Annotated in this window: 15 protein-coding genes; 10 read left to right on the forward strand and 5 right to left on the reverse strand. The window is 59.3% G+C overall.

Features of this window, described 5'->3' with window-relative positions; translation table 11 throughout:
- Position 1: 1 nt before the first annotated feature.
- From HQL44_01645 to sppA, 4 genes are read left to right on the forward strand one after another with little or no spacing between them, the layout of a single operon-like run.
- Complete coding sequence (locus HQL44_01645) at positions 2 to 1,543, forward strand: NADH-quinone oxidoreductase subunit C (protein ID MBF0267271.1); 1,542 nt, start codon at positions 2 to 4, stop codon at positions 1,541 to 1,543.
- A 5-nt stretch (positions 1,544 to 1,548) separates the two neighbouring features.
- Complete coding sequence (locus HQL44_01650) at positions 1,549 to 2,067, forward strand: NADH-quinone oxidoreductase subunit B family protein (protein ID MBF0267272.1); 519 nt, start codon at positions 1,549 to 1,551, stop codon at positions 2,065 to 2,067.
- Entirely contained in the window at positions 2,064 to 2,903 is an 840-nt protein-coding gene (locus HQL44_01655) for a 23S rRNA (adenine(2030)-N(6))-methyltransferase RlmJ (protein ID MBF0267273.1), read from the forward strand. Before HQL44_01650 ends, HQL44_01655 begins: the two co-directional genes overlap by 4 nt.
- A 9-nt stretch (positions 2,904 to 2,912) precedes the next feature.
- Positions 2,913 to 4,688: a signal peptide peptidase SppA gene (gene sppA, locus HQL44_01660; protein MBF0267274.1), complete on the forward strand. Its 1,776-nt coding sequence runs from the start codon at positions 2,913 to 2,915 to the stop codon at positions 4,686 to 4,688.
- Here sppA and HQL44_01665 read toward each other — a convergent pair.
- Together HQL44_01665 and HQL44_01670 are read right to left on the reverse strand one after the other, a co-directional pair.
- On the reverse strand, positions 4,678 to 7,899 hold the full coding sequence (locus HQL44_01665; GenBank protein MBF0267275.1) for an EAL domain-containing protein: 3,222 nt from the start codon (positions 7,897 to 7,899) through the stop codon (positions 4,678 to 4,680). The two genes, sppA and HQL44_01665, sit on opposite strands and share 11 nt — an antisense overlap.
- A gap of 16 nt (positions 7,900 to 7,915) precedes the next feature.
- Positions 7,916 to 8,026, reverse strand: a complete 111-nt coding sequence (locus HQL44_01670) for a hypothetical protein (protein ID MBF0267276.1) — start codon at positions 8,024 to 8,026, stop codon at positions 7,916 to 7,918.
- 166 nt (positions 8,027 to 8,192) lie between these two features.
- On the opposite strand from HQL44_01670, the gene HQL44_01675 reads away from it, so the two are divergent.
- Positions 8,193 to 9,512, forward strand: coding sequence for a TolC family outer membrane protein (locus HQL44_01675; protein MBF0267277.1), 1,320 nt, complete (start codon positions 8,193 to 8,195; stop codon positions 9,510 to 9,512).
- A gap of 75 nt (positions 9,513 to 9,587) precedes the next feature.
- Here the strand turns inward: HQL44_01675 and HQL44_01680 are convergent, their stop codons facing one another.
- Positions 9,588 to 11,849: an adenylate/guanylate cyclase domain-containing protein gene (locus HQL44_01680; protein ID MBF0267278.1), complete on the reverse strand. Its 2,262-nt coding sequence runs from the start codon at positions 11,847 to 11,849 to the stop codon at positions 9,588 to 9,590.
- A 106-nt stretch (positions 11,850 to 11,955) separates the two neighbouring features.
- On the opposite strand from HQL44_01680, the gene HQL44_01685 reads away from it, so the two are divergent.
- The 4 genes from HQL44_01685 to HQL44_01700 all read left to right on the forward strand — a co-directional run bounded on the left by HQL44_01685 (position 11,956) and on the right by HQL44_01700 (position 16,712).
- Complete coding sequence (locus HQL44_01685) at positions 11,956 to 13,788, forward strand: ATP-binding cassette domain-containing protein (GenBank protein MBF0267279.1); 1,833 nt, start codon at positions 11,956 to 11,958, stop codon at positions 13,786 to 13,788.
- A complete protein-coding gene (locus tag HQL44_01690; GenBank protein ID MBF0267280.1) occupies positions 13,785 to 15,083 on the forward strand; it encodes an HlyD family type I secretion periplasmic adaptor subunit in 1,299 nt (432 codons plus the stop codon). The genes HQL44_01685 and HQL44_01690 overlap by 4 nt, the downstream gene beginning before the upstream one ends.
- Before the next feature lie 119 nt (positions 15,084 to 15,202).
- Positions 15,203 to 16,000 carry a MotA/TolQ/ExbB proton channel family protein gene (locus HQL44_01695; GenBank protein MBF0267281.1) on the forward strand — a complete coding sequence of 266 codons (798 nt, stop codon included), beginning with the start codon at positions 15,203 to 15,205 and terminating at the stop codon, positions 15,998 to 16,000.
- A 19-nt stretch (positions 16,001 to 16,019) separates the two neighbouring features.
- Positions 16,020 to 16,712, forward strand: coding sequence for a flagellar motor protein MotB (locus tag HQL44_01700; protein ID MBF0267282.1), 693 nt, complete (start codon positions 16,020 to 16,022; stop codon positions 16,710 to 16,712).
- Positions 16,713 to 16,721: 9 nt separating this feature from the next.
- Here the strand turns inward: HQL44_01700 and HQL44_01705 are convergent, their stop codons facing one another.
- Complete coding sequence (locus tag HQL44_01705; GenBank protein MBF0267283.1) at positions 16,722 to 17,564, reverse strand: MBL fold metallo-hydrolase; 843 nt, start codon at positions 17,562 to 17,564, stop codon at positions 16,722 to 16,724.
- Positions 17,565 to 17,658: 94 nt separating this feature from the next.
- Positions 17,659 to 18,420: an SAM-dependent chlorinase/fluorinase gene (locus HQL44_01710; protein ID MBF0267284.1), complete on the reverse strand. Its 762-nt coding sequence runs from the start codon at positions 18,418 to 18,420 to the stop codon at positions 17,659 to 17,661.
- 253 nt (positions 18,421 to 18,673) lie between these two features.
- Between HQL44_01710 and HQL44_01715 the strand changes: the two genes are divergently transcribed.
- Complete coding sequence (locus HQL44_01715) at positions 18,674 to 19,381, forward strand: TetR/AcrR family transcriptional regulator (GenBank protein MBF0267285.1); 708 nt, start codon at positions 18,674 to 18,676, stop codon at positions 19,379 to 19,381.
- The last annotated feature ends 8 nt before the right edge of the window (positions 19,382 to 19,389 follow it).

Raw genomic sequence — 19,389 nt, forward strand, 5'->3', positions numbered from 1 at the left:
CATGTCGGAAACCAACTACCTCCTGCGCCTTTTGAAGGACTTTCCGCTGGCCCAGGATCACAATCCCTGGGCCAGACGGGTGATCGATTTCGAGGCATGGCAGAACATCATTGAGCTGCTGGCGGTCAGCGATTGGGATTTTCTGGGCCTGTGGGCCGAACGCCAGCCGATGGACGGCGATAAATTCCAGGTGCATATGAGCCTGCGCGACGCCGAGAACAGCACCATCGTCGTGGCGACGCTGCCGCTGGACGGTCTTAGCTATCCGGCCATTTCCGGAGCGCGCCCCGGTGCGGCCCGCCTGGAAAGATCGATCGCCGATCTGTACGGGCTGGTCGCCCTGGGGGCGGAAGACATGCGCCCCTGGCTCGATCACGGACGCTGGCCGGTCAACCACCCCTTGGCCGAAGCGGAACCGCGCGACATCATTCCCTATGGCTACGATTTCCTGACGGCCGAAAGCGATCAGGCGCTGCACCAGATTCCGGTGGGGCCTGTGCATGCGGGCATTATCGAACCTGGCCATTTCCGTTTTCACGCCAATGGCGAAGCCGTGGTGCGCCTGGAGGAACGGCTGGGCTATGTGCATAAAGGCATTGAACGTCTGATGGAAGGGCGCACGCCCTTTGAAGCGGCAAAGCTGGCCGGGCGCGTTTCAGGCGATTCGACGGTGGCGCACGCCATCGCCTTTGCCAGGGCCTGCGAGGCGGCAGCGGGAATCGAAGCCCCCCCTCGCGCCGTCTGGCTGCGCGCCGTGATGGCTGAAATCGAGCGGGTCGCCAACCATCTGGGCGATTTCGGCGCCGTCTGCAACGACGCCGCCTATGCCATCATGCTCTCGCACGCCATGACCTTGAAAGAGAAAATCCTGCGCGCCGCAGATGCGGCTTTCGGGCATCGCTTGATGATGGATTGCGTCATCCCCGGCGGCGTAGCGCGCGACCTGAGCAAGGAAGGGCTTGCCCATCTCAAGGCTATGTTGCGCGAAGTGCGCAAGGGGTTCGAGCGTCTGGCCCAACTTTACGACGACACGCCATCGCTGCTGGACCGCACGGTGGGCACCGGCATCACCATGGCCTCGCTGGTGCATCGCTTCGGCGCGGGCGGCGTGATCGCCAGGGCCGCCGGGCGCGCCATCGACGCCAGAAAGTCGCCCGGCTACGCCCCTTACGGCGAATTGGATTTCGACGTGCCCATCGAGATCGACGGCGACGTGCATTGCCGCTTGATGATCCGCGAGGCGGAAATCCGCGAAAGCCTGGCCCTGATCGAACGTTTTGCTGACGGTCTGCCCTCGGGTCAGTTGATCCGCGCCTTGCCTATCCGCGCCGGTGAAGGCATGGCGCTAGTGGAAGGATTCAGGGGCGAGATCATGACCTGGGTGCGCCTTGACGATCAGGGGCTGGTGGCGCGCTGCTTTCCTCGCGATCCGTCCTGGTTCCAGTGGCCGTTGCTGGAAGCCTGCATCGAGGGCAACATCGTGGCCGACTTCCCGCTGTGCAACAAATCGTTCAACTGTTCCTATTCCGGGGCCGACCTATGACCCCGCTGTTGAAATTGCTGATCCGCGCCTTGATCAAGGGACCCGTTACCGAAGCGGCGCCCGAGAAGCAAGACGTCAAGGCGCTGGCGGACAAGATCGACGGCAAGACGATGGCGAAGCTGGGCCGCAGCTTGGTGGTGCGCGCCGTGGACGCCGGTTCATGCAACGGCTGCGAACTTGAAATCCATGCCCTGTGCAATCCGCTCTACGATGTCGAACGTTTCGGTATCCATTTCGCGGCCTCGCCCAGGCATGCCGACCTTCTGCTGGTGACGGGCCCCGTCGCCCGCAACATGGCCGAGGCCCTGCGCAGAACCTATGACGCCACCCCCGCCCCAAAATTCGTGGTGGCGATGGGCGATTGCGCCATCGATGGCGGCTGCTTCAAGGGAAGCTACGCCACGCTGGACGGCGTGGACAAGGTGGCGCCGGTCGACATGCGCGTTCCCGGCTGCCCGCCAAAGCCGAACGACCTTTTGAAGGCCCTGCTGGCGCTGATGGAAAAGACAAGCAACACTGCATGAACTACCGACACAACTTCCACGCCGGAAATTTCGCGGATGTGCTGAAGCACGCCGTCTTGGCATTGGTCATCCAAGCGCTTTGCAAAAAAGAAGCGCCGCTGGCTTTGATCGACACCCATGCCGGCATCGGTCGCTACGATCTGTGGACCGCAGCCCCCAACAAGACCGACGAATACAAGGAAGGCATCGGTCGCATCTGGGATCTGGCGCATTACCCCGCCGAATTGGCCGCCTATCTGCCCACCGTCAGAACGATGAATGGCCAGCATCTGCGTCACTATCCCGGATCGCCCTATCTGATGCGCCAATTGATGCGCCCGCAAGATCGGCTGGTGCTGGCCGAATTGCATCCCGACGACGCCCAGACCTTGAAGGCGCAATTTCATGCCGACCGGCAGGTCGCTGTTCATCACATGGATGGTTGGTTGGCCTTGAAGGCATTTTTGCCGCCCAAGGAAAAGCGGGGCCTTGTCCTGATCGATCCCGCTTTCGAGGAAAGGGGGGAATACGAGCGGCTTGGACATGCGCTGATCAGCGCGCACAAACGCTGGCCACAAGGCGTGTTGATGGCTTGGCACCCCATCAAGGGCCAGGATGAGCAACAAGCCCTGGATGATATTTTGCGCAAGGCTGACGTTCCCGGCATTCTGGCGGCGCGCCACCTTGTCAGAGCGCCAAGCGATCCCAAGCTATTCAATGGCTCGGGACTTATCCTCATCAACCCGCCCTATAAACTGGATGAACAGCTCAGTCGCCTACTTCCCTGGCTTGCCGAGAAGCTGGCCCAGGGCGAAGGGGCGGCGGCTTGGCTCGACTGGCTGGCGAAAGACGTGTAAGAGATCCAAATGAAAAAGATATGGACGATCCTGGTCGGGATTCTATCGGTTACCGGCGTCATGGCGATCCTGTTGGCCGTGGCCCTGGGATTCGCACTGGCCCATTTGGCCGACATGAAGCCCCCCGCCTTGCCCGAACGAATCGTTCTGGACATCGATTTGAACCAGGGCGTTATCGACCAAGCGCCTACGCAAACGCCCTTTCACGCCTTCGCCAAATCGCATGGGGCCTTGCTTTTGCAAGACATCGTCGAGGCCCTGGATGGCGCCAAGAGCGACCCGCGCGTCAAAGCGGTGAATTTGCGCCTGGGCATGTCCGAGATGGGGCTTGGCCAAGCCCAGGAAATTCGCGACGCCCTGATGCGGTTTAAATCATCGGGAAAATACATTCAGTCTTTCGCGGAAAGTTTTGGCGAATTCGGCGGCGGAACGATTGACGCCTATATCGCTTCAAGCGCCGACGCCATCTGGATGCAGCCTTCCGGCGACATGGGCATGACTGGCTTTTCCGCCCAAGTGCCTTTCATCAAGGGAAGCCTGGACCTGTTGGGCATCAAGCCCGAATTCCAGCGCCGCCACGAATATAAAAGCGCCGTCGAGACTTTTACCGAAAAATCCATGACGGCGGAATCGCGCGCCTCGATCACATCGCTGCTCGATTCCTTCATGCAGCAAGTAACAACCGGCTTGGCCGAGGGGCGTAAACTGACGCCCGAAACCGTCAAGCGGCTGATCGACCAAGCCCCGCTTGGCGGCCAGGAGGCCTTGGAAGCCAAGCTGATCGACCATCTGGGCTACGAAGACGAAGCCGACGCCGCGATGGACGCCAAATTCCCCGACGCGTCATTCGTGGATGTCGCCGATTATCTGAATGCCGCCGATCGCCTGTACGACAAGGGCAAGCACAAGATCGCCGTCATCCACGCACTTGGTCCCGTGGTCTCGGGTTCGGGCGGTGGCCAGCCTTTCGATGGCAGCCAAATGACGGTGGCGGGAGAAATGCAAGAGGCGATTGCCGACGCGCTGGACGATGAGGACGTTGCCGCCATCATCCTGCGCATCGACAGCCCCGGCGGATCGTATCTGGCGTCGGATACGATCTGGCGGGCCGTGGCGATGGCAAGGCAAGAAGGCAAGCCGGTGATCGCCTCCATCGGCGGCATGGCGGCGTCGGGCGGCTACTTCATCGCCATGGGGGCTGATCGCATCGTGGCGGCGCCGGGCGCTATAACCGGTTCAATCGGCGTTTTCGCTGGCAAGATGGTGATGACCGATTTTCTGGCCAAGCTAGGACTGTCCTTCGACGAAGTCGATGTCGGAGCCAATGCCGGATTGCTGAGCATGAATCGTTCCTTCACCCCCGCCCAGCAAGCCAAGATGACGGCCATGCTGGACCGCATCTATGACGATTTCACGACCAAGGCGGGCCAGGGTCGAAAGATGGACCAGCAGGCCATGGACAAGGTGGCCAGGGGGCGCATCTTTACCGGGGAACAGGCGCTGAAGGCGGGTCTGATCGACGAATTGGGCGGCTTTCAAGAAGCGCTGAGCGCCGCCAAGCGCGCCGCCAAGCTGCCAGACGACGCCAAGGTGCAACTGGTCTATCTGCCCAAGCCCCTATCGCCCCTGGAAAAGCTGGCATCGCTGCTGGATAGCGGTGAACTGCCGCTGGGGCTTCAATCGCTGGCCCGTCTGGCAAACAGCCTGCAAACGATGAGCGCGAAACTGGGATTTGCGGACTCGGCGGGCGTCGCCAGCATGCCGCCGGTCAAAATCAGATATTGAGGGATTTCTCGAAGGGCTGGCGCGTTAACAGCGTCGTCGCCTGATCGGCGGGAACCGGCTTGCTGAACAGATAGCCTTGCAGAAGATCGGCCCCCTCGCGCGTCAAATAATCGAGCTGGGCCTCGGTTTCAACGCCCTCCGACACCACTTCCAGCTCCAAGCTGTGGCCCAGCGAAATGATGGCTCTGGCGATTTCGGCGTCGTTGGCGCTGTTGGTCAGTTCGCGCACGAAGGACTGATCGATCTTCAGACGATGCACGGGGAAACGGCGCAGATAATTCAGGCTGGAATAACCGGTGCCGAAATCGTCGATCGACATTTTCAGGCCGATCTCGTTCAAGCGTGCCAAGGTCAGGATCGCCGCCTCGGCATCGTGCATGACCATGCTTTCCGTCAGTTCCAATTCCAGCCATGCCGGATCAAGGCCGCTGTCGGCCAGGATGCGCTTGACCACCGCCACCACGTCTTGGCGGAAGAACTGCACGGCGGACATGTTGACCGCCATGGTGATCGGCCCCAACCCTTTGTCCATCCAGGCCCGAGCCTGACGGCAGGCCTGCACCAGCACCCATTCGCCCAAGGGAACGATCAACCCCGTATCCTCGGCCACCGGAATGAACTGCACGGGCGGGATCAGGCCGCGCTCGGGATGCATCCAGCGCACCAGGGCTTCAAAGCCGACGATGCGGCCTGTCTTGGCGTCCAACTGCGGCTGGTAGTGCAAGATGAATTCGTTCTGTTCGACGGCGCGGCGCAGGTCGCGCTCCAATCCCAGGCGCGAACGCGCTTCGTCGTTCATGTCTTGCGAGAAGAAGCGATAGCTTCCCGGATGCTCGCGGATGCAGCGGTACAGCGCCAAATCGGCATTGCGCACCAGATCGTCGGTGGAAGCGCCGTCATTGGGAAGGACGGCAATTCCCACATTGGCGCCCAGTCTGGCCTCATGGCCGTCGACGTCGAAAGGTTCGGACACGACCGCATTGATGCGCTGCGCCAGATGCGCCGCAATTTCCGAAGCCTTGGGATCGATCAAGATGATGCCGAACTCGTCGCCGCCGATGCGCGCCAAAGTATCCGCCGCCCTGGCCGTAATGCGCAGGCGCTCGACGACGCCGATCAAAAGCCGGTCGCCCGCGGCATGGCCCAACGTGTCGTTCACCCGGCTGAATTGATCGAGATCGACGAATAGCAACGCCAGTTCCAATCCGCCATCAAGCGCCCGGGCAACCGCGCTGTTCAATCTCTCAAGGAACAGATGACGGTTGGGCAGAGCCGTCAGCGTATCGTAATGCGACAGATAGCGGATGCGTTCCTCGGCCCGGCGCTTCTCGGTCAGATCTTCTTGCACCACCACGTAATGCGAGACGCGCCCCTGCGCGTCGAGCATGGGGGTTACGGTCTGCTCGACGGTGTAAAGGCTGCCATCCTTCCTGCGCTCGACCATTTCGCCATGCCAGGTCAGGCCGGATTCAAGAGCCTTTTTCAGGGAATCGAATTCGGTTCCCCCATGATCCTTGACTTCAAGCAGGTTAAGCCGCTTGCCCAACACCTCGTCCGCGGCATAGCCCGAAGAGCGGCAGAAAGCGGGATTGCCCCATTCGATTCCGCCTTTGGAATCAGCGATCACGATGGCCGAGGACGACGCCTCCATGGCTGCCGCCATCAGTTCCAGACGTTCCTGATCAAGTCCTGCCTGGACCATCAGCCCCAATCGACCGGCCAATCGATCCAACGTGGTCAGGAATTGCTGCGGAAAACGTTCCGTCTGGCTATAGGCGTGCAAAACGGCAACCACCTTGGAATGCGCCGACAGCGGAATCGCCGCCATGGCCTGATATCCCATCTTCCAAACGCCATCCAAGGACGCGCCGAAGGGATTGTCGTGAATGCAGGCTACTTGGATATTTCCGGACCTGACGGCCCGCACGGTCGGGCAGTCATTCTCGTTGTCGCCGTCGTAACGTATGCCTCTGGGCACTTGTTCCTCGGCATTGTCGCCCGCCTGGGCCTTTACGCTGATCGATCCATCGGATTCGCAAAAGCCGATCCACACCAAGGGCAACCAGAAAATGCCGGAAATCCCCTCGGAAAGACGCAGCATCAGATCGCGAAGGCTTTCGCCTTCGGCAAAAGCCCCGGTCAGCGCCCCCATCATGTCTTCGATTCGCACGGAAATCTTGGTGTCGCTGGTGTCGCGCAGCTTCACGACCCGAAACGCCGTGCCGCCGGAAGGGATTTCCGCCGTCACCAGTTCCAATGGAACGTGGCTGCCATCTTGGCGAATGCCCAGACACTCGAATCCCTTGGCTCCCGAGTCGAATCCATTGCGGCCTCTCAAAACCTGGCTTTGCGACATGGCGTCGCCACCCGGCACCAGTTGATCGAAGGAAGCTCCCAGCACAGATTCGGCATCCTGGCTGAACATGGACAGAGCGGCCGGATTCGCCGACTGCACGGTTCCTTGCGAATCGAGCATCACGATGCCGTCCGACATGCTGTTCAGAACGGCCTTCAATTGCCGCTCGCTCATTTGAAAGCGCCGCTCGCTTTCACTGGCGGCAATGCGGGCGCTTTGCGCCATTTCGCCCTGGCGTCGCTGGGCGATCAGCAGCAGGCCCACGGCAATCGACAAAGCCAGCAACTCGGCGAAGATGAAGCCGAAGGGGGCAAGGTCTTCGATGGGGCGCAGCCAGGGGTAGTTCAGCTTGTGGATGCCCCAAAGGAAAATGAGTAGACCAACAAACTGGCCGCCCCAGATTTTGTCCTGCCTGGATACAATAACAAACGACCAGCCCATGTAGAAATGAACCAGGGCGGCAATCAGGTAGAAAGGAAACATCGACACCAGGAAGCTGGCGCCGACAACCGCCGATCCGTAAAGCCAAAGCAGCTGCAAAGCCGCCAGCAGCAACAGGGCCGGTCTTTCAACCCGCCGCCCCAAAAAGACCCAGGTGCCCAGCAAAAACAACAACATAACAGCGATATGCAGCGTTTCCGCCAGCAGCGACGTCCAGAATGGCCCCAAGACGGACGACAGAAAAAAAGACAGCATGCGCAAGACATTGACGCCGATGGCGGCCGCCCAGATTTTCAGGCCCGGCTGCGCATCCTTTTGGGAACTCAGGAAAACCATCGCCGCGAGCAAGACAAGCGATCCCATGGCCGACCCCATGATCGCCCCGGGAAGCATGAACTTCAGGGTCTCGCCCACCATCATATCCTTGTCTTCAATACTTGAAGGCGCATAATAACGAGGCGCTCCGCCAACCATTTTCCACGAGTCTCATGGCACGGTTACTGCCTTGAAGGCAACACGTCCAATGGTCTGCAGCCCAGATTTTGGGGTGTTTTTAAATTAAAAAAGTTTGTGATTTTCTTGGCGAAATCTGAAAATTTGGTTAATTTACTACTTGCTCAATCCGATCGCATAAGGTATTTGACGTTACGTTTTCCATGGGAGATACTCCCCTTCATCTTGTGGGTGATTGTGAGACCGGGGACTAAATGAAGATAAAGAGAGTTCTTCTGGCAAGTGTGGCGCTAGCCGCTCTTTGCCTAGCAGGAACGGCAGGAACGCAAGCTGCGGTTCTGGAAGCGGAACTGCGCGATCTGGTGGACAATCACCCCCAGCTTCAGGCGGCGCGCAAAACGGCCGCTTCAGCCAAGGAAGGCGTTCGCGGCGCTTTCTCCGGCTACTATCCCAAGGTTTCGATCACTGGCGATGTCGGCCCCGAATTCGTCGACAGCCCCAGTCGCCGCAAGGACAACAAGGAAGACTATTACATTGGCCGCGACACGGCTGGCATTACGGTGACGCAGAAGCTGTTCGACGGTTTCGCCACCCAGTCGTCAATTGAATCGGCTCGTCTGACCAGCAGCGCCGCCAACGTCAATATCGAGCAGGTGCGCCAGACCGTCATGTTGGAAGGCGCATCGGCATACCTGAACGTGCTGCGCCAGAACAGCCTGATCGAATTGGCCAAGAACAACGAAGCGAACATCCAACAGCAATTGACCCTGGAAGACGAGCGCGTTCAACGCGGCTCGGGCATTGCCGTCGACGTGTTGCAGGCCAAATCGCGTTTGCAATTGGCCAAGGAACGCCGCGTCACTTTCGAAGGCGCCCTGATCGACGCCCAATCGCGTTACACCCAAGTGTTCAACCGCGCCCCCGAAGTCGGCGCGATGAACGACCCCAGGCCCGTGACCGACCTGCTGCCAAAGACGTTGGACGAAGCCGTCGATATCGCGCTTAAGGAAAATCCCTCGATCGCCACCAGCGACACGCAGGTTCAGTCGGCGCGCGAAAAGCGCCGCGCCGCCAGGGCTGGCTATTACCCCACGCTTTCCTTGGAAGGCAAGGCCAACTACGAAGACAACAAAAACACGGTTCAGGGCATCCGTCGCGATTGGACGTTGCTGTTGAAGGCCAACTGGGACCTGTTCTCGGGCTTTTCGACCCAGGCCGCCGTTGCGCAGGCCGCCTTCGACTACGCCGGTTCAAAGGACAATCTGGACTATGCCAAGCGCAAGGTGGTCGAGCAGACCAAGATCGCCTGGCAAGCCCTGCTGACGGCGCGCGAGCGCGTTCAACTGCTGGAAAACGCCGTCAACATCGCTTCCGAAGTCTGGGAAGGCCGCAAGAAGATGCGCGAAGCCGGCAAGGAAACCACCATCAACGTGCTGGATGCCGAGAACGAAATCTACAACGCCCGCATCAACTACGTGAACGCCTCGTATGACGCGCGCACCGCCATCTATCAGCTATTGACGGCCATGGGCCGCCTTGATCTCGACGCCGTCGATCAGGTCGCCGTGAAGTAGCTTGGCAACGGCCAACGACGAAATGGACAAAGGCCGGGGAAAATCCCGGCCTTTTTGTTGTTGAAATCCATTCCCCTATTTCGACTTCGCCACATACACGCCGTCCCAATCGGCGCCCGGCGAATGGTCGCGGTAATCGGCGATGCGCTCATCGTACAGATCGTACAGATGATCGAGATGCAGCCAAGCTCCCAATTCGCGGCACTTGGCCAGCAAAGACAGCGCCTCGTCCCACTTCTGGGCGCGATAGGCCGCCAGCATCGCCTTGTGCTCCGTCTCCAAGGCCAGAAAGCGCGGATCGTTGCGCATGTCGGGCCTGCCCAGCAGCGTGAAGATGCGCACGGCCTCGGTCTTGCCCTTGACCTTGATAAGGTCGAGCTCAAGCGCCGCGTAATTCGGCGCTTCCTTATATGTGTTCTCGCCGATCACGCAGGTAACGCCGTAGGTTTTTGACTGCCCCTCCAAGCGCGACGCCAGATTCACATTGTCGCCAAGCACCGAATAGTCGAACCGCTGATCCGATCCCATATTGCCGACGCAAACCGGACCTGAATTCAGGCCGATGCCGATATTGATGGGGATGTGCTTGCGATTCTCGACCTTCGATTCGGCTTCCAATTCGTCGTTCAAGACAACCAGCCGCTCTTTCATGACCAGCGCCGATTCGCAGGCGTTGCCGGCATGTTGAGGATCGTCTTCCGGAGCGTTCCAGAAGGCCATGATGCAATCGCCCATATATTTGTCGATCGTGCCTTGGCGCGCCAGGATCACGTCGGTCATCGGCGTCAGGAACCGGTTGATCAGGCGGGTGAGGCCCTGGGCGTCGAACTGTTCGGAAATGGTTGTAAACCCGCGCACGTCGCAGAACAGCAGCGTCATGTCTTTGATTTCGCCGCCCAGCGTCAGCTTGCCCGGATCGGAAGCCAGCCTTTCTACCTGAGCGGGTGACAGGTAGCGCGAAAAGGCTTCGCGCACTTGGCGTCGCTTTTTCTCTTCGCTGGCGAAGTTGGCATAGGTCAGTTCGATATAGATGATCAGCAAGATCAGGATGGGAATCGCCGGGTCGTAAAGAATGTTGTTGGTCGAAAACTGATACCAGGAGAAACCGGCCAGGATTCCCGCCGTCACAAGAAAAAAGGCCATGGTCCAACGAGCGCCGATGATGGGCAGAAACAAGATCAACAGCAGACCTGCCCCCAGCGTGAACAACGCCTCTTGCCCCGAAGCGTCGCCCGGACGGGTCAGGAATTGCGAAAACAGGATGTTCTCGATGATGTTGGCGTGAACCTCGACGCCGGGCAGGCGCAAATCGACCGGCGTGGTCTTGATGTCGAGCAATCCCACCGCCGACGTGCCGATCAGCACCATCTTGCCTGCCAGACGTGTTGGATCGAGCGTACCGTCCAGCACCTGCTTGGCGGGAACGTATTTCTCCTTGTCGTATTTCGAGAAGTTCACCCAGATGCGGCCATTATGGTCGGTGGGAATGGCCACGCCCTGCTTTTGCAAAACGATGTCCTGAACGCCGGTGCGGTCGGCTTTTAATCTGAGAAGAAGCGAGGTTTCCCCGGTGGCGACGCGCAGCATTTCGATGGCCAGCGCCGGGACCAATTCGCCATCGATGTTCTCGACAGCGGGAACGCGCCTTGTGATGCCGTCAAGCTCGGAAAGCACGTTGAACACGCCGCGCCCGGCGGCCGCCTGATCGAACATCAGAAGGTTGCGCACCATGCCGGGATAGGTTTGCAAGTAAGGCCTGGGATCACCCCTCAGTTCGCCAACGCTGGTCGGCTGTCGCTCGCCCTTTTCGCTGAAATCATGGCCGTCGGTGGCGGATTGGCCCAGCACCACGCGCCCGGTGCGCCGGATGGCGTCGGCCATCACTTCGTCATTGCTTTTCATCGCCATCAAGCGGGATTTCATCGTGGGATCGAGGCCGGAAACGCTTTCCACGAATTTTTGCGGCGACATGCGATCCGGTTCGGCAAAGACAATATCGAACCCCACCACCACGCCGCCATACTCGACGATCCGCTCGACCAAGCGGGCGACAGTGGTGCGGGCCCATGGCCACTGGCCGATGGAGGCAAGACTTTCGTCGTCAAGATCGACGATGGCGACGACGCGTTGTTCGGGAATCGGGCGAGGTTTCTGCGTCTGGTAGAAATCGAAGGTCTTCAGACGGATCAATTCCATGAAGTCGGGATTCACGACCATGAGGGAGATCATGGCGATCAGCAGTGCGACCGCAACCGGTCTGCCGCTCCCCGCCAGGGCCTTGAAACCCCACTTGCGCGGCTTTTTTGGAGCTGTTTTAAGCTGTTCGTTGTCGGCCATGCGCCAGTCCTCCCGTTAATGGCCTATAAATTACCCTCAGTCGACGTCTGGAACAAGCCGCCATGGAATGCTATGGTCTTGTCGGTTCTACATGTTCAGCAAGGCCATGCAGCAAGCAGCCTCCAATTCCCAGATTGATCCCGACAACGACCAGGGCATCAATGCCCTGCGCCACCAATGGGTGGCCGATGTCGTGCGTCCGCTAAAGCCGGTCTTCATGGAGGTGATCGCCGTCTCGCTGTTTGTCAACATCCTGGCCCTTTGCGCTCCTATCTTCACGCTTCAAGTTTACGACCGCGTCGTGTCCTCGGGCGGCCTGACCACGCTGCAAGGGTTGGTCATCGGCATGGTCCTGGTGGCGATTTTCGATTTCTTCTTGCGTCAGGTTCGCGCCCGCATCTTGCAAACCGTAGCGCTTCGTGTCGATGTGCAGGTCGGCAAGAAGCTGTTCGAGAAATTGATGGCCCTGCCCCTGCGCACATTGGAAACCAAGCCCGCCGCTTTCTGGCAGTTGTTGTTCCGCGACGTCGAAGTGGTCCGCAACACCTTGTCCGGCGCATCGGCCGTGCTGGTGGCCGATCTGCCCTTCGCCGTCATGTTCTTCGCCCTGATCTTCGTGTTGGCGACCCCGCTGGGCATCACGCTGATGGTCATCATGCCCCTATTCCTGGCCTTGGCCTGGTTCTCGGCCCGCGCCCAGCAAAAGGCGGCCAAGCGCGAGAAGCGCACCCTGACCAGCCGCGATACGCTGCTCGCCGAACTGGTTTCGGGACGCACCACCATCAAGGCGCTGGCGTTGGACGACCGCATGCGCCCGCTGTGGGAAGAGCGTTCCGCCAATTCCATCGAGGAAGCCATCCTGCGCGGCTCGAAGAACGACACGCATGTCAATCTGTCGGCGTCGCTCACCATGATGACCAACGTCATCCTGACCACCGTCGGCGCCCTGTTCATCGTGGCGCATGAAATGACCATGGGCGCCTTGATCGCCTCAAACATGCTGATGGGCCGCCTTCTTGGCCCCCTGAACCAGTTGGTGGGAAGCTGGAAGGTCTATCTGAGCTTCCGCCAATCGGTCGAGCGTTTGGGCGACATTTTCGCCGCCCAGGAAGAACTTCAGGAGAGCCGCATCGGGCTGGGCCGTCCCAAGGGCGAGTTGGCAGCCGAGAATGTGGTTTTCCGGTACAAGGAAGACGCCGCCCCAACGCTAGATTCCGTCAACATGAAGGTGGCGCCGGGCGGCATCACCGCCATCGTCGGTCCCAACGGCTCGGGCAAAACCACCTTGCTGAAGGTTTTGATGGGGCTTTACCCCTGCGAAAGCGGGCGCGTTCTGTTGGATCAGGCCGACATCGCCCAATTCACAAGGCGCGAACTGGCCGAATGGATGGGCTATGTGCCGCAGGAATGCGTGCTGTTTTCAGGCAGCATTCGCGACAACATCGCACAAGGCATGGCCGATGCGGGCGACGAGCATATCTTGAAGGCGTCGCGCATGGCAGGCGTGCATCCCTTCATCATCGACCTGCCCGACGGCTACGGAACGCCGGTGGGCGAAGGCGGCAGCGTTCTTTCAGGCGGCCAACGGCAAAGGCTGGTTCTGGCCCGCGCCCTGGTGGGCGATCCCCCCGTCCTGATGCTGGACGAACCGTCCAGCAATCTGGACCGCAAGGCGGAAGAGGATCTGGCCCGCACGCTGCTTGAATTGGCCAAGGAACATACGATCGTCATGGTCACCCATTCGCCGGTTCTGCTGTCGGTTTCCAACCGCGTGGTGGCGCTGGACAAGGGGCGCATTCTGGCCGCGGGTCCCTCGCAAGACATCCTGCCCCGCTTGTTCGCAAGACCGGCAGCACCCACTGCCGCAGCCCCGCCCCCGACATCGCCCCCCGCGCCGATGGCAAACGTTCCCCCAGCCAATCCGGGAGCCGCGCCATGATCATCAAGCGGCTTGACGCCCTGGTCGCCAGCCATCCCCTGCCCACTTGGCGTCCGATCGCCTGGACCATCATGGGATTGTTGGGGGCCTTCATCATCTGGGCCATCTTCGCCCGCCTCGACGAGGTGGCGATCGCCCAGGGCGAAGTGGTGCCCCACGGCAAGGTCAAGCTGATCCAGCATCTGGAAGGCGGCGTCTTGCGTGACATGTCGGTTCAGGAAGGCCAGATCGTCCACGAGGGGGCGCCGCTGTTCACGGTCGATCTGCCCGCCAGCGCCATCAATAAGGAAGAGCTTCAGGTGCGCCTTGACGGTGCCGTCTTGCAGCGCGCCCGCCTGGAAGCCGAGGCCAACGGCGCGGAACTGGTTTTTCCCCAAGAAGAATCCGACCGTCAACCAATCTTGCGCCAAGCTGAGTTGAACACCTACGAGTCGCGTTTCCGCGAGCATCAAAGCACGATGGCCAAGATCGTCGAGCAGGTCAAACAGCGCGAGCTGGACGTCCAGGAAATGGAATCGCGCCGCCGTTCCTCGCAAGCCAATTTGCGCATCGCCGAGGAAAAACTCGCCATGTCGCGCAACCTGCTGAAAGACGGGCTGACGCCGCGCATGGAACATCTTCAGGTGCAGCGCGACGTGGAAACCCTGCAAGGCGATATCGCCCAGCTTGAATCGGCGGTGCCCAGGGCCAAGGCGGCCCTTTCCGAAACGCTCAACCGCCAGAACGAGGAAGAGCAAAAATACCGCCGCGAAGCCCGCGAACAGTTGTCGCAGGCAGAGTTGACCATTGCGCGCACACGCGAACTTTTAAGCCAGGCTTCGGATCAGGCCTTGCGCAGCCAGGTCAACAGCCCCATCGACGGCATCGTCAAGAATCTGCGCTACAACACCATCGGCGGCGTCATCAAGCCGGGCGACACCGTAATGGAACTGGTGCCCTTGAAGGACAGGCTGGTCATCGAGGCCAAGCTGAATCCCATCGACCGTGGCTATGTCGAGGCCGGGCAGGAAACGCTGGTCAAGATCAGCACCTACGATTTCGCCCGCTATGGCGGCTTGTATGGCAAGGTCTCGTTGGTCGCCGCCGACTCGACCATCGACCAGACCACCGGCGAAGCCTTCTTTCGCGTGGTTGCCGAAACCGACAAATCCTATCTGGGCGACTCGGAAGGCATTCTGCCCATCACGCCCGGCATGCAGGCCACGGTGGAAATCCATACTGGCACCAAGACAGTGATGGAATATCTGCTAAAACCGGTCATCAAGCTCAAACACGAGGCTTTCAGGGAACGTTGACCAGCCCCTGAATTGGGAATTAGTGAATTCTTAGCCAAATTAATCGATATTGCGTCAATATATGGCTTCGACCACAATAGAAGCCATCTCTGACGTCAGACGGAGCAGCCTGCCCGACCATGTCGCTACCAACAATCTTTGGCCTGATTTTCAGCCTTGCCCTGTTCGTCTGGTCGATCATCATATCGACCGACAACTACAAGGCCTTTCTCGATCTGGCGAGCTTCATCATGGTTGTCGGCGGCACCTTTGCCGCCACTTTCATTTCTTATGAAGCGCGATATGTCTTTCAGGCCCTAAGCGTTCTGCGCACGGTGATCATTGCCGCCAAAATCGGCCGCATGGCGCTGACCGGCGAAGTGGGCCGCGTCATCCGTTGGGGCTATATGGTGCAGAAAAGCGGCCTGCCCGCCTTGGAAGCCGACGCCGGAAAGCTGCGCAGCCAGGACAAGTTCCTGTCCTTCGGCGTTGATCTGGTGGTCAGCGGCTATACCGGCCAGGAAGTGCGCGACACGCTGGCCAACACCATCGAATCGACCTTTCAGCGCGCCACCATCCCGGTCGCCATCTTGAAAAACATGGGCGCCAACGCGCCCGCCTTCGGCATGATCGGCACCCTGGTCGGCCTCGTCATCATGCTCGACAAAATGGCGACCGATCCGTCGGGGCTGGGGTCGGGCCTTGCCGTGGCCTTGATCACCACCCTTTACGGCGTTCTGTTCGCCCGCATCATCTTGCTGCCCGCCGCCAGCAAGATACAGCAGCGCGAGGAAATCGTGCGCTTCAGGAACTATCTGGTCGCCGAGGGATTGGCCCTGTTGGCCGAGCGCAAAAGCCCACGCTACATCCAGGACCGCATGAACAGCTTCCTTGATCCCAGCATCCATTTCAGCATCGACAAACACATGAAGAAATAGGAACGGGACCGTCAAAGCCATGGGCGACAAATTCGCTGCGCCGACCAAAGAAGGAGAAGAGTGCGAGGACTGGCTGACAACCTATGCCGACGCCATTACCCTTTTGATGGCTTTCTTCGTAATGATGTTTTCGATCTCGAAGGTCGATCCGGTCAAGCTGGAACAGTTGCAGCAGTCGCTGGCCAAGGACATCGCAAAAAAAGACGTGCTGCAGCCGATCCAACTTTTGAAGGACGATTTGAAAGACACGGCCCAGTCGCTGGGGGTCGAGGAATCGATGGGCGTCATGACCGACGACCGAGGCATCGTTCTTGAATTCGCGGCTCAGGCCTTTTATCTGGCTGGCACGGCCGACATCAAACCGGAAGCCGAAGTGGTGCTAAAGCGCGTGGCGGCCCTTCTCAATGCCGAACGCTATCAGGCCTTCCAGGTCGAGGTCGAGGGCCATACCGACGACGTGCCCATCGCGACGCCCCAATTCCCCTCGAACTGGGAATTGTCGGCCATGCGAGCCACCACGGTGACGCGCTATTTCATCAGCGGCGGCGTTGTCCCTGCCAGATTGCGCGCCACCGGCTTCGCCGATGTGGCGCCCAAAGTGCCCAACCGCGACATGAACGGCAACCCATTGCCCGCCAATCAGGCTATCAACCGGCGCGTGACCGTCCACATCATGCCGCGCCAGAACGAAACTTCGGCCCTGCCGAAATAACGGTCTTATTCAAGCCAGCGTCAGTTCCATATTGTCGCGCGCCACCAGCGTGCCGTCCCACACCTGACGGGCCGTGTCTTCCAGCGATTCCATGAATTGGTCGTCATGGTCAGGATCATGGTGGAAAATGGCCAGACGCTTCACATTCGCGGAACGGCATAGCCTGATGCCTTCCTGCCATGTCGAATGGCCCCAACCGACCTTGGGCGGGAATTCGTCGTCGGTATAGGTGCTGTCATAGATGACCAGATCAGCCCCCTCGATCAATTTCAGGATGTTCTGGTCGGGCTTTCCCGGCACATGTTCGGTATCGGTGATCACGCAAACCGACTTGCCCTTATGCTCGATCCGGTAGCCGGTGGCGCCGTTGGGATGGTTCAACTCGGCCGTCTTGATGACGACGTCCGGATAAGGCGAGAACGTACTGCCCGCCCTGAAATCCTCGTACGAGATTTCCGCCTTCAACGCGGCCAGGGGAACCGGGAACATGGGATTGGCCATCTGGCTGGCCAGAACCTGCTGAATGCTGCGGATGCCGCCGGTATCATTGTTGCCGTTCAAATGGCCCGCCATGATGTGCAACTTGAAGGCGGGCTGGAAATTGGGGGCGAAGAAGGGGAAGCCGTTGATGTGATCCCAATGGGTATGGGTCAACAGCAACACGGTCGAATCGACCTTGCGGCGCAAGAAATCGTGGCCAAGGTTGCGAATGCCGGTCCCCGCGTCGATCACGATGACGTGACCGGACAACACGAATTCGATGCAGCTCGTATTTCCGCCATAGACGACGTGGTTCGGCGACGGACAGGCTATGCTGCCGCGAACCCCCCAGAACTTGATCTTGTACCCCATGCAGCCATTCACTCCTGGCGGTCGCTTCCCCGATCTGCCGCCATTTTTCGAATAATTTCCATCAACGAAACCGTGGGGATGATAACAGAACTTATCAAGGGATGCGCCCGGTTTTTGCTGATTCCCGGCAAGGAATAACTTGAACCGGACTGCCTAGCTGAAGTGCCAGAATTTCAGAGGCATCGCCTTGATTTACAGCAATTTCCACCAATCCGCATGAATTTGCGTACCAAAAAGCCTCGCCGGGTTCTGCCTCGAAGAAGGTTCTGCGGCTTTTAAGCAAACGCCCGCCCGCCTGGATGCAGGCCCCCGCAGGCACCTGAGAGGCACGCAATCCGGTCATGACATTGCCGAAACGGTCGAGATAGATGGCGGCCGCCCAATCGTCGGGCCATTCGAGGCGGCGCACCTCTTCCGGGGCCAAGGGCAGCATATCGGGGCGGTCTCCCCTGGAAAGTCTGGCCGCCACCGGGGCGAAAAGGTCGCGCCCGTGGAAACTGGCCGACAATTTGGCTGGGCACCAAGCGATTTCATGAGCCTGGAAGTGGCGGCTGCGGCGCATGATCAGTTCAAACAACCCATTGTCCGGCCCCACGAACCAGCGCCCATCCGCCTCCACGGCCATTGCGCGCCGCTGACTGCCGACTCCGGGATCGACGACCGCCAGGACCACCGCCCCTTGCGCCATTTCATCGACCAAACTGGCCAGCAAATAGGCAGCCGCCTTCGAATCGAAGACAGGGGCGTCATGCATCAAATCGATGGCAGGCATGTTGGGTTCGATAGTGGCCAAGACGGCCTTCATCTGACCGACATAGGGCCCCTGCACGCCAAAGTCTGTAAACAAAAGGATCATGTCCTTGAAGATAGCGCCAAAATTGCGTTTCGTCATGCATGGAAACATAGGTCGTTTTATTTATCGCACACATAATTCAATGATATTATGTCATGACAAACCGTCAGCATTGTGACGAATGTCAATGTTTTTCACGATGAAAGCGACTGGTTTCAAATTAATTCGATTAAATACACTTGACGCAGATAAGTAGCCAACCCTATTGTTTATCAAACAAGCAATCAAAAGTATTGCTCTACTGAGGGATCAAAAAATGCTCACTAAATCGCTGTCCATGTCACCAGTCCGTCCGCCCGTCAGGCTGGTTGCCGATAACCCCGATCTTCCCGCCCGCAAGCGCCTTCCCCGCCAGGAACGCGAGAAGCTGATCGTCGACGAAGCCATCCGCTTCTTTGCCGAAGTCGGCTTCGAGGGGCAGACTCGGGCGCTGGCCGAAAGGCTGGGGGTTACACAGCCCCTGCTCTACCGCTATTTTCCCGACAAAAGCAGCCTGATCGACCGCGTCTACCAGGAAGTGTATCTGAACCGCTGGAACCTGGCCTGGGACTCGCTGATCACCGACCGGTCGCGCCCGTTGAAGGATCGGCTGAAGATCTTTTATCGCCAATTCTACGAGAATTATTACACGTATGAAGGCGTTCGCATTTTTCTGTTCGCTGGTCTCAAGGGGCTGGATTTGAACACAAAAGGCATCCAGGAGTTGATGCACCGCGCCGTGCTGCCGATCTGCGGCGAAATCCGCCATCAGGCAGGCCTGCCCAGCCCGACCGAAACCCCGTTGATGCCCGCGGAAATCGAAACCTACTGGTCGATGCATTCGCATTTCTTCTATCGCTCGGTTCGCCAGCATGTTTACGGCCTGCCCATCACCGACGATCTGGATAAGACGATCGATTTACATGTCGGCGAATATGCCGAGCGGGCGCCGGAACTGTTTCGCAAACTGCACGGCAAAAGCTAAGACCAAAT

The sequence above is a fragment of the Alphaproteobacteria bacterium genome, assembly GCA_015231795.1.
GTDB lineage: Bacteria > Pseudomonadota > Alphaproteobacteria > Rhodospirillales > WMHbin7 > WMHbin7.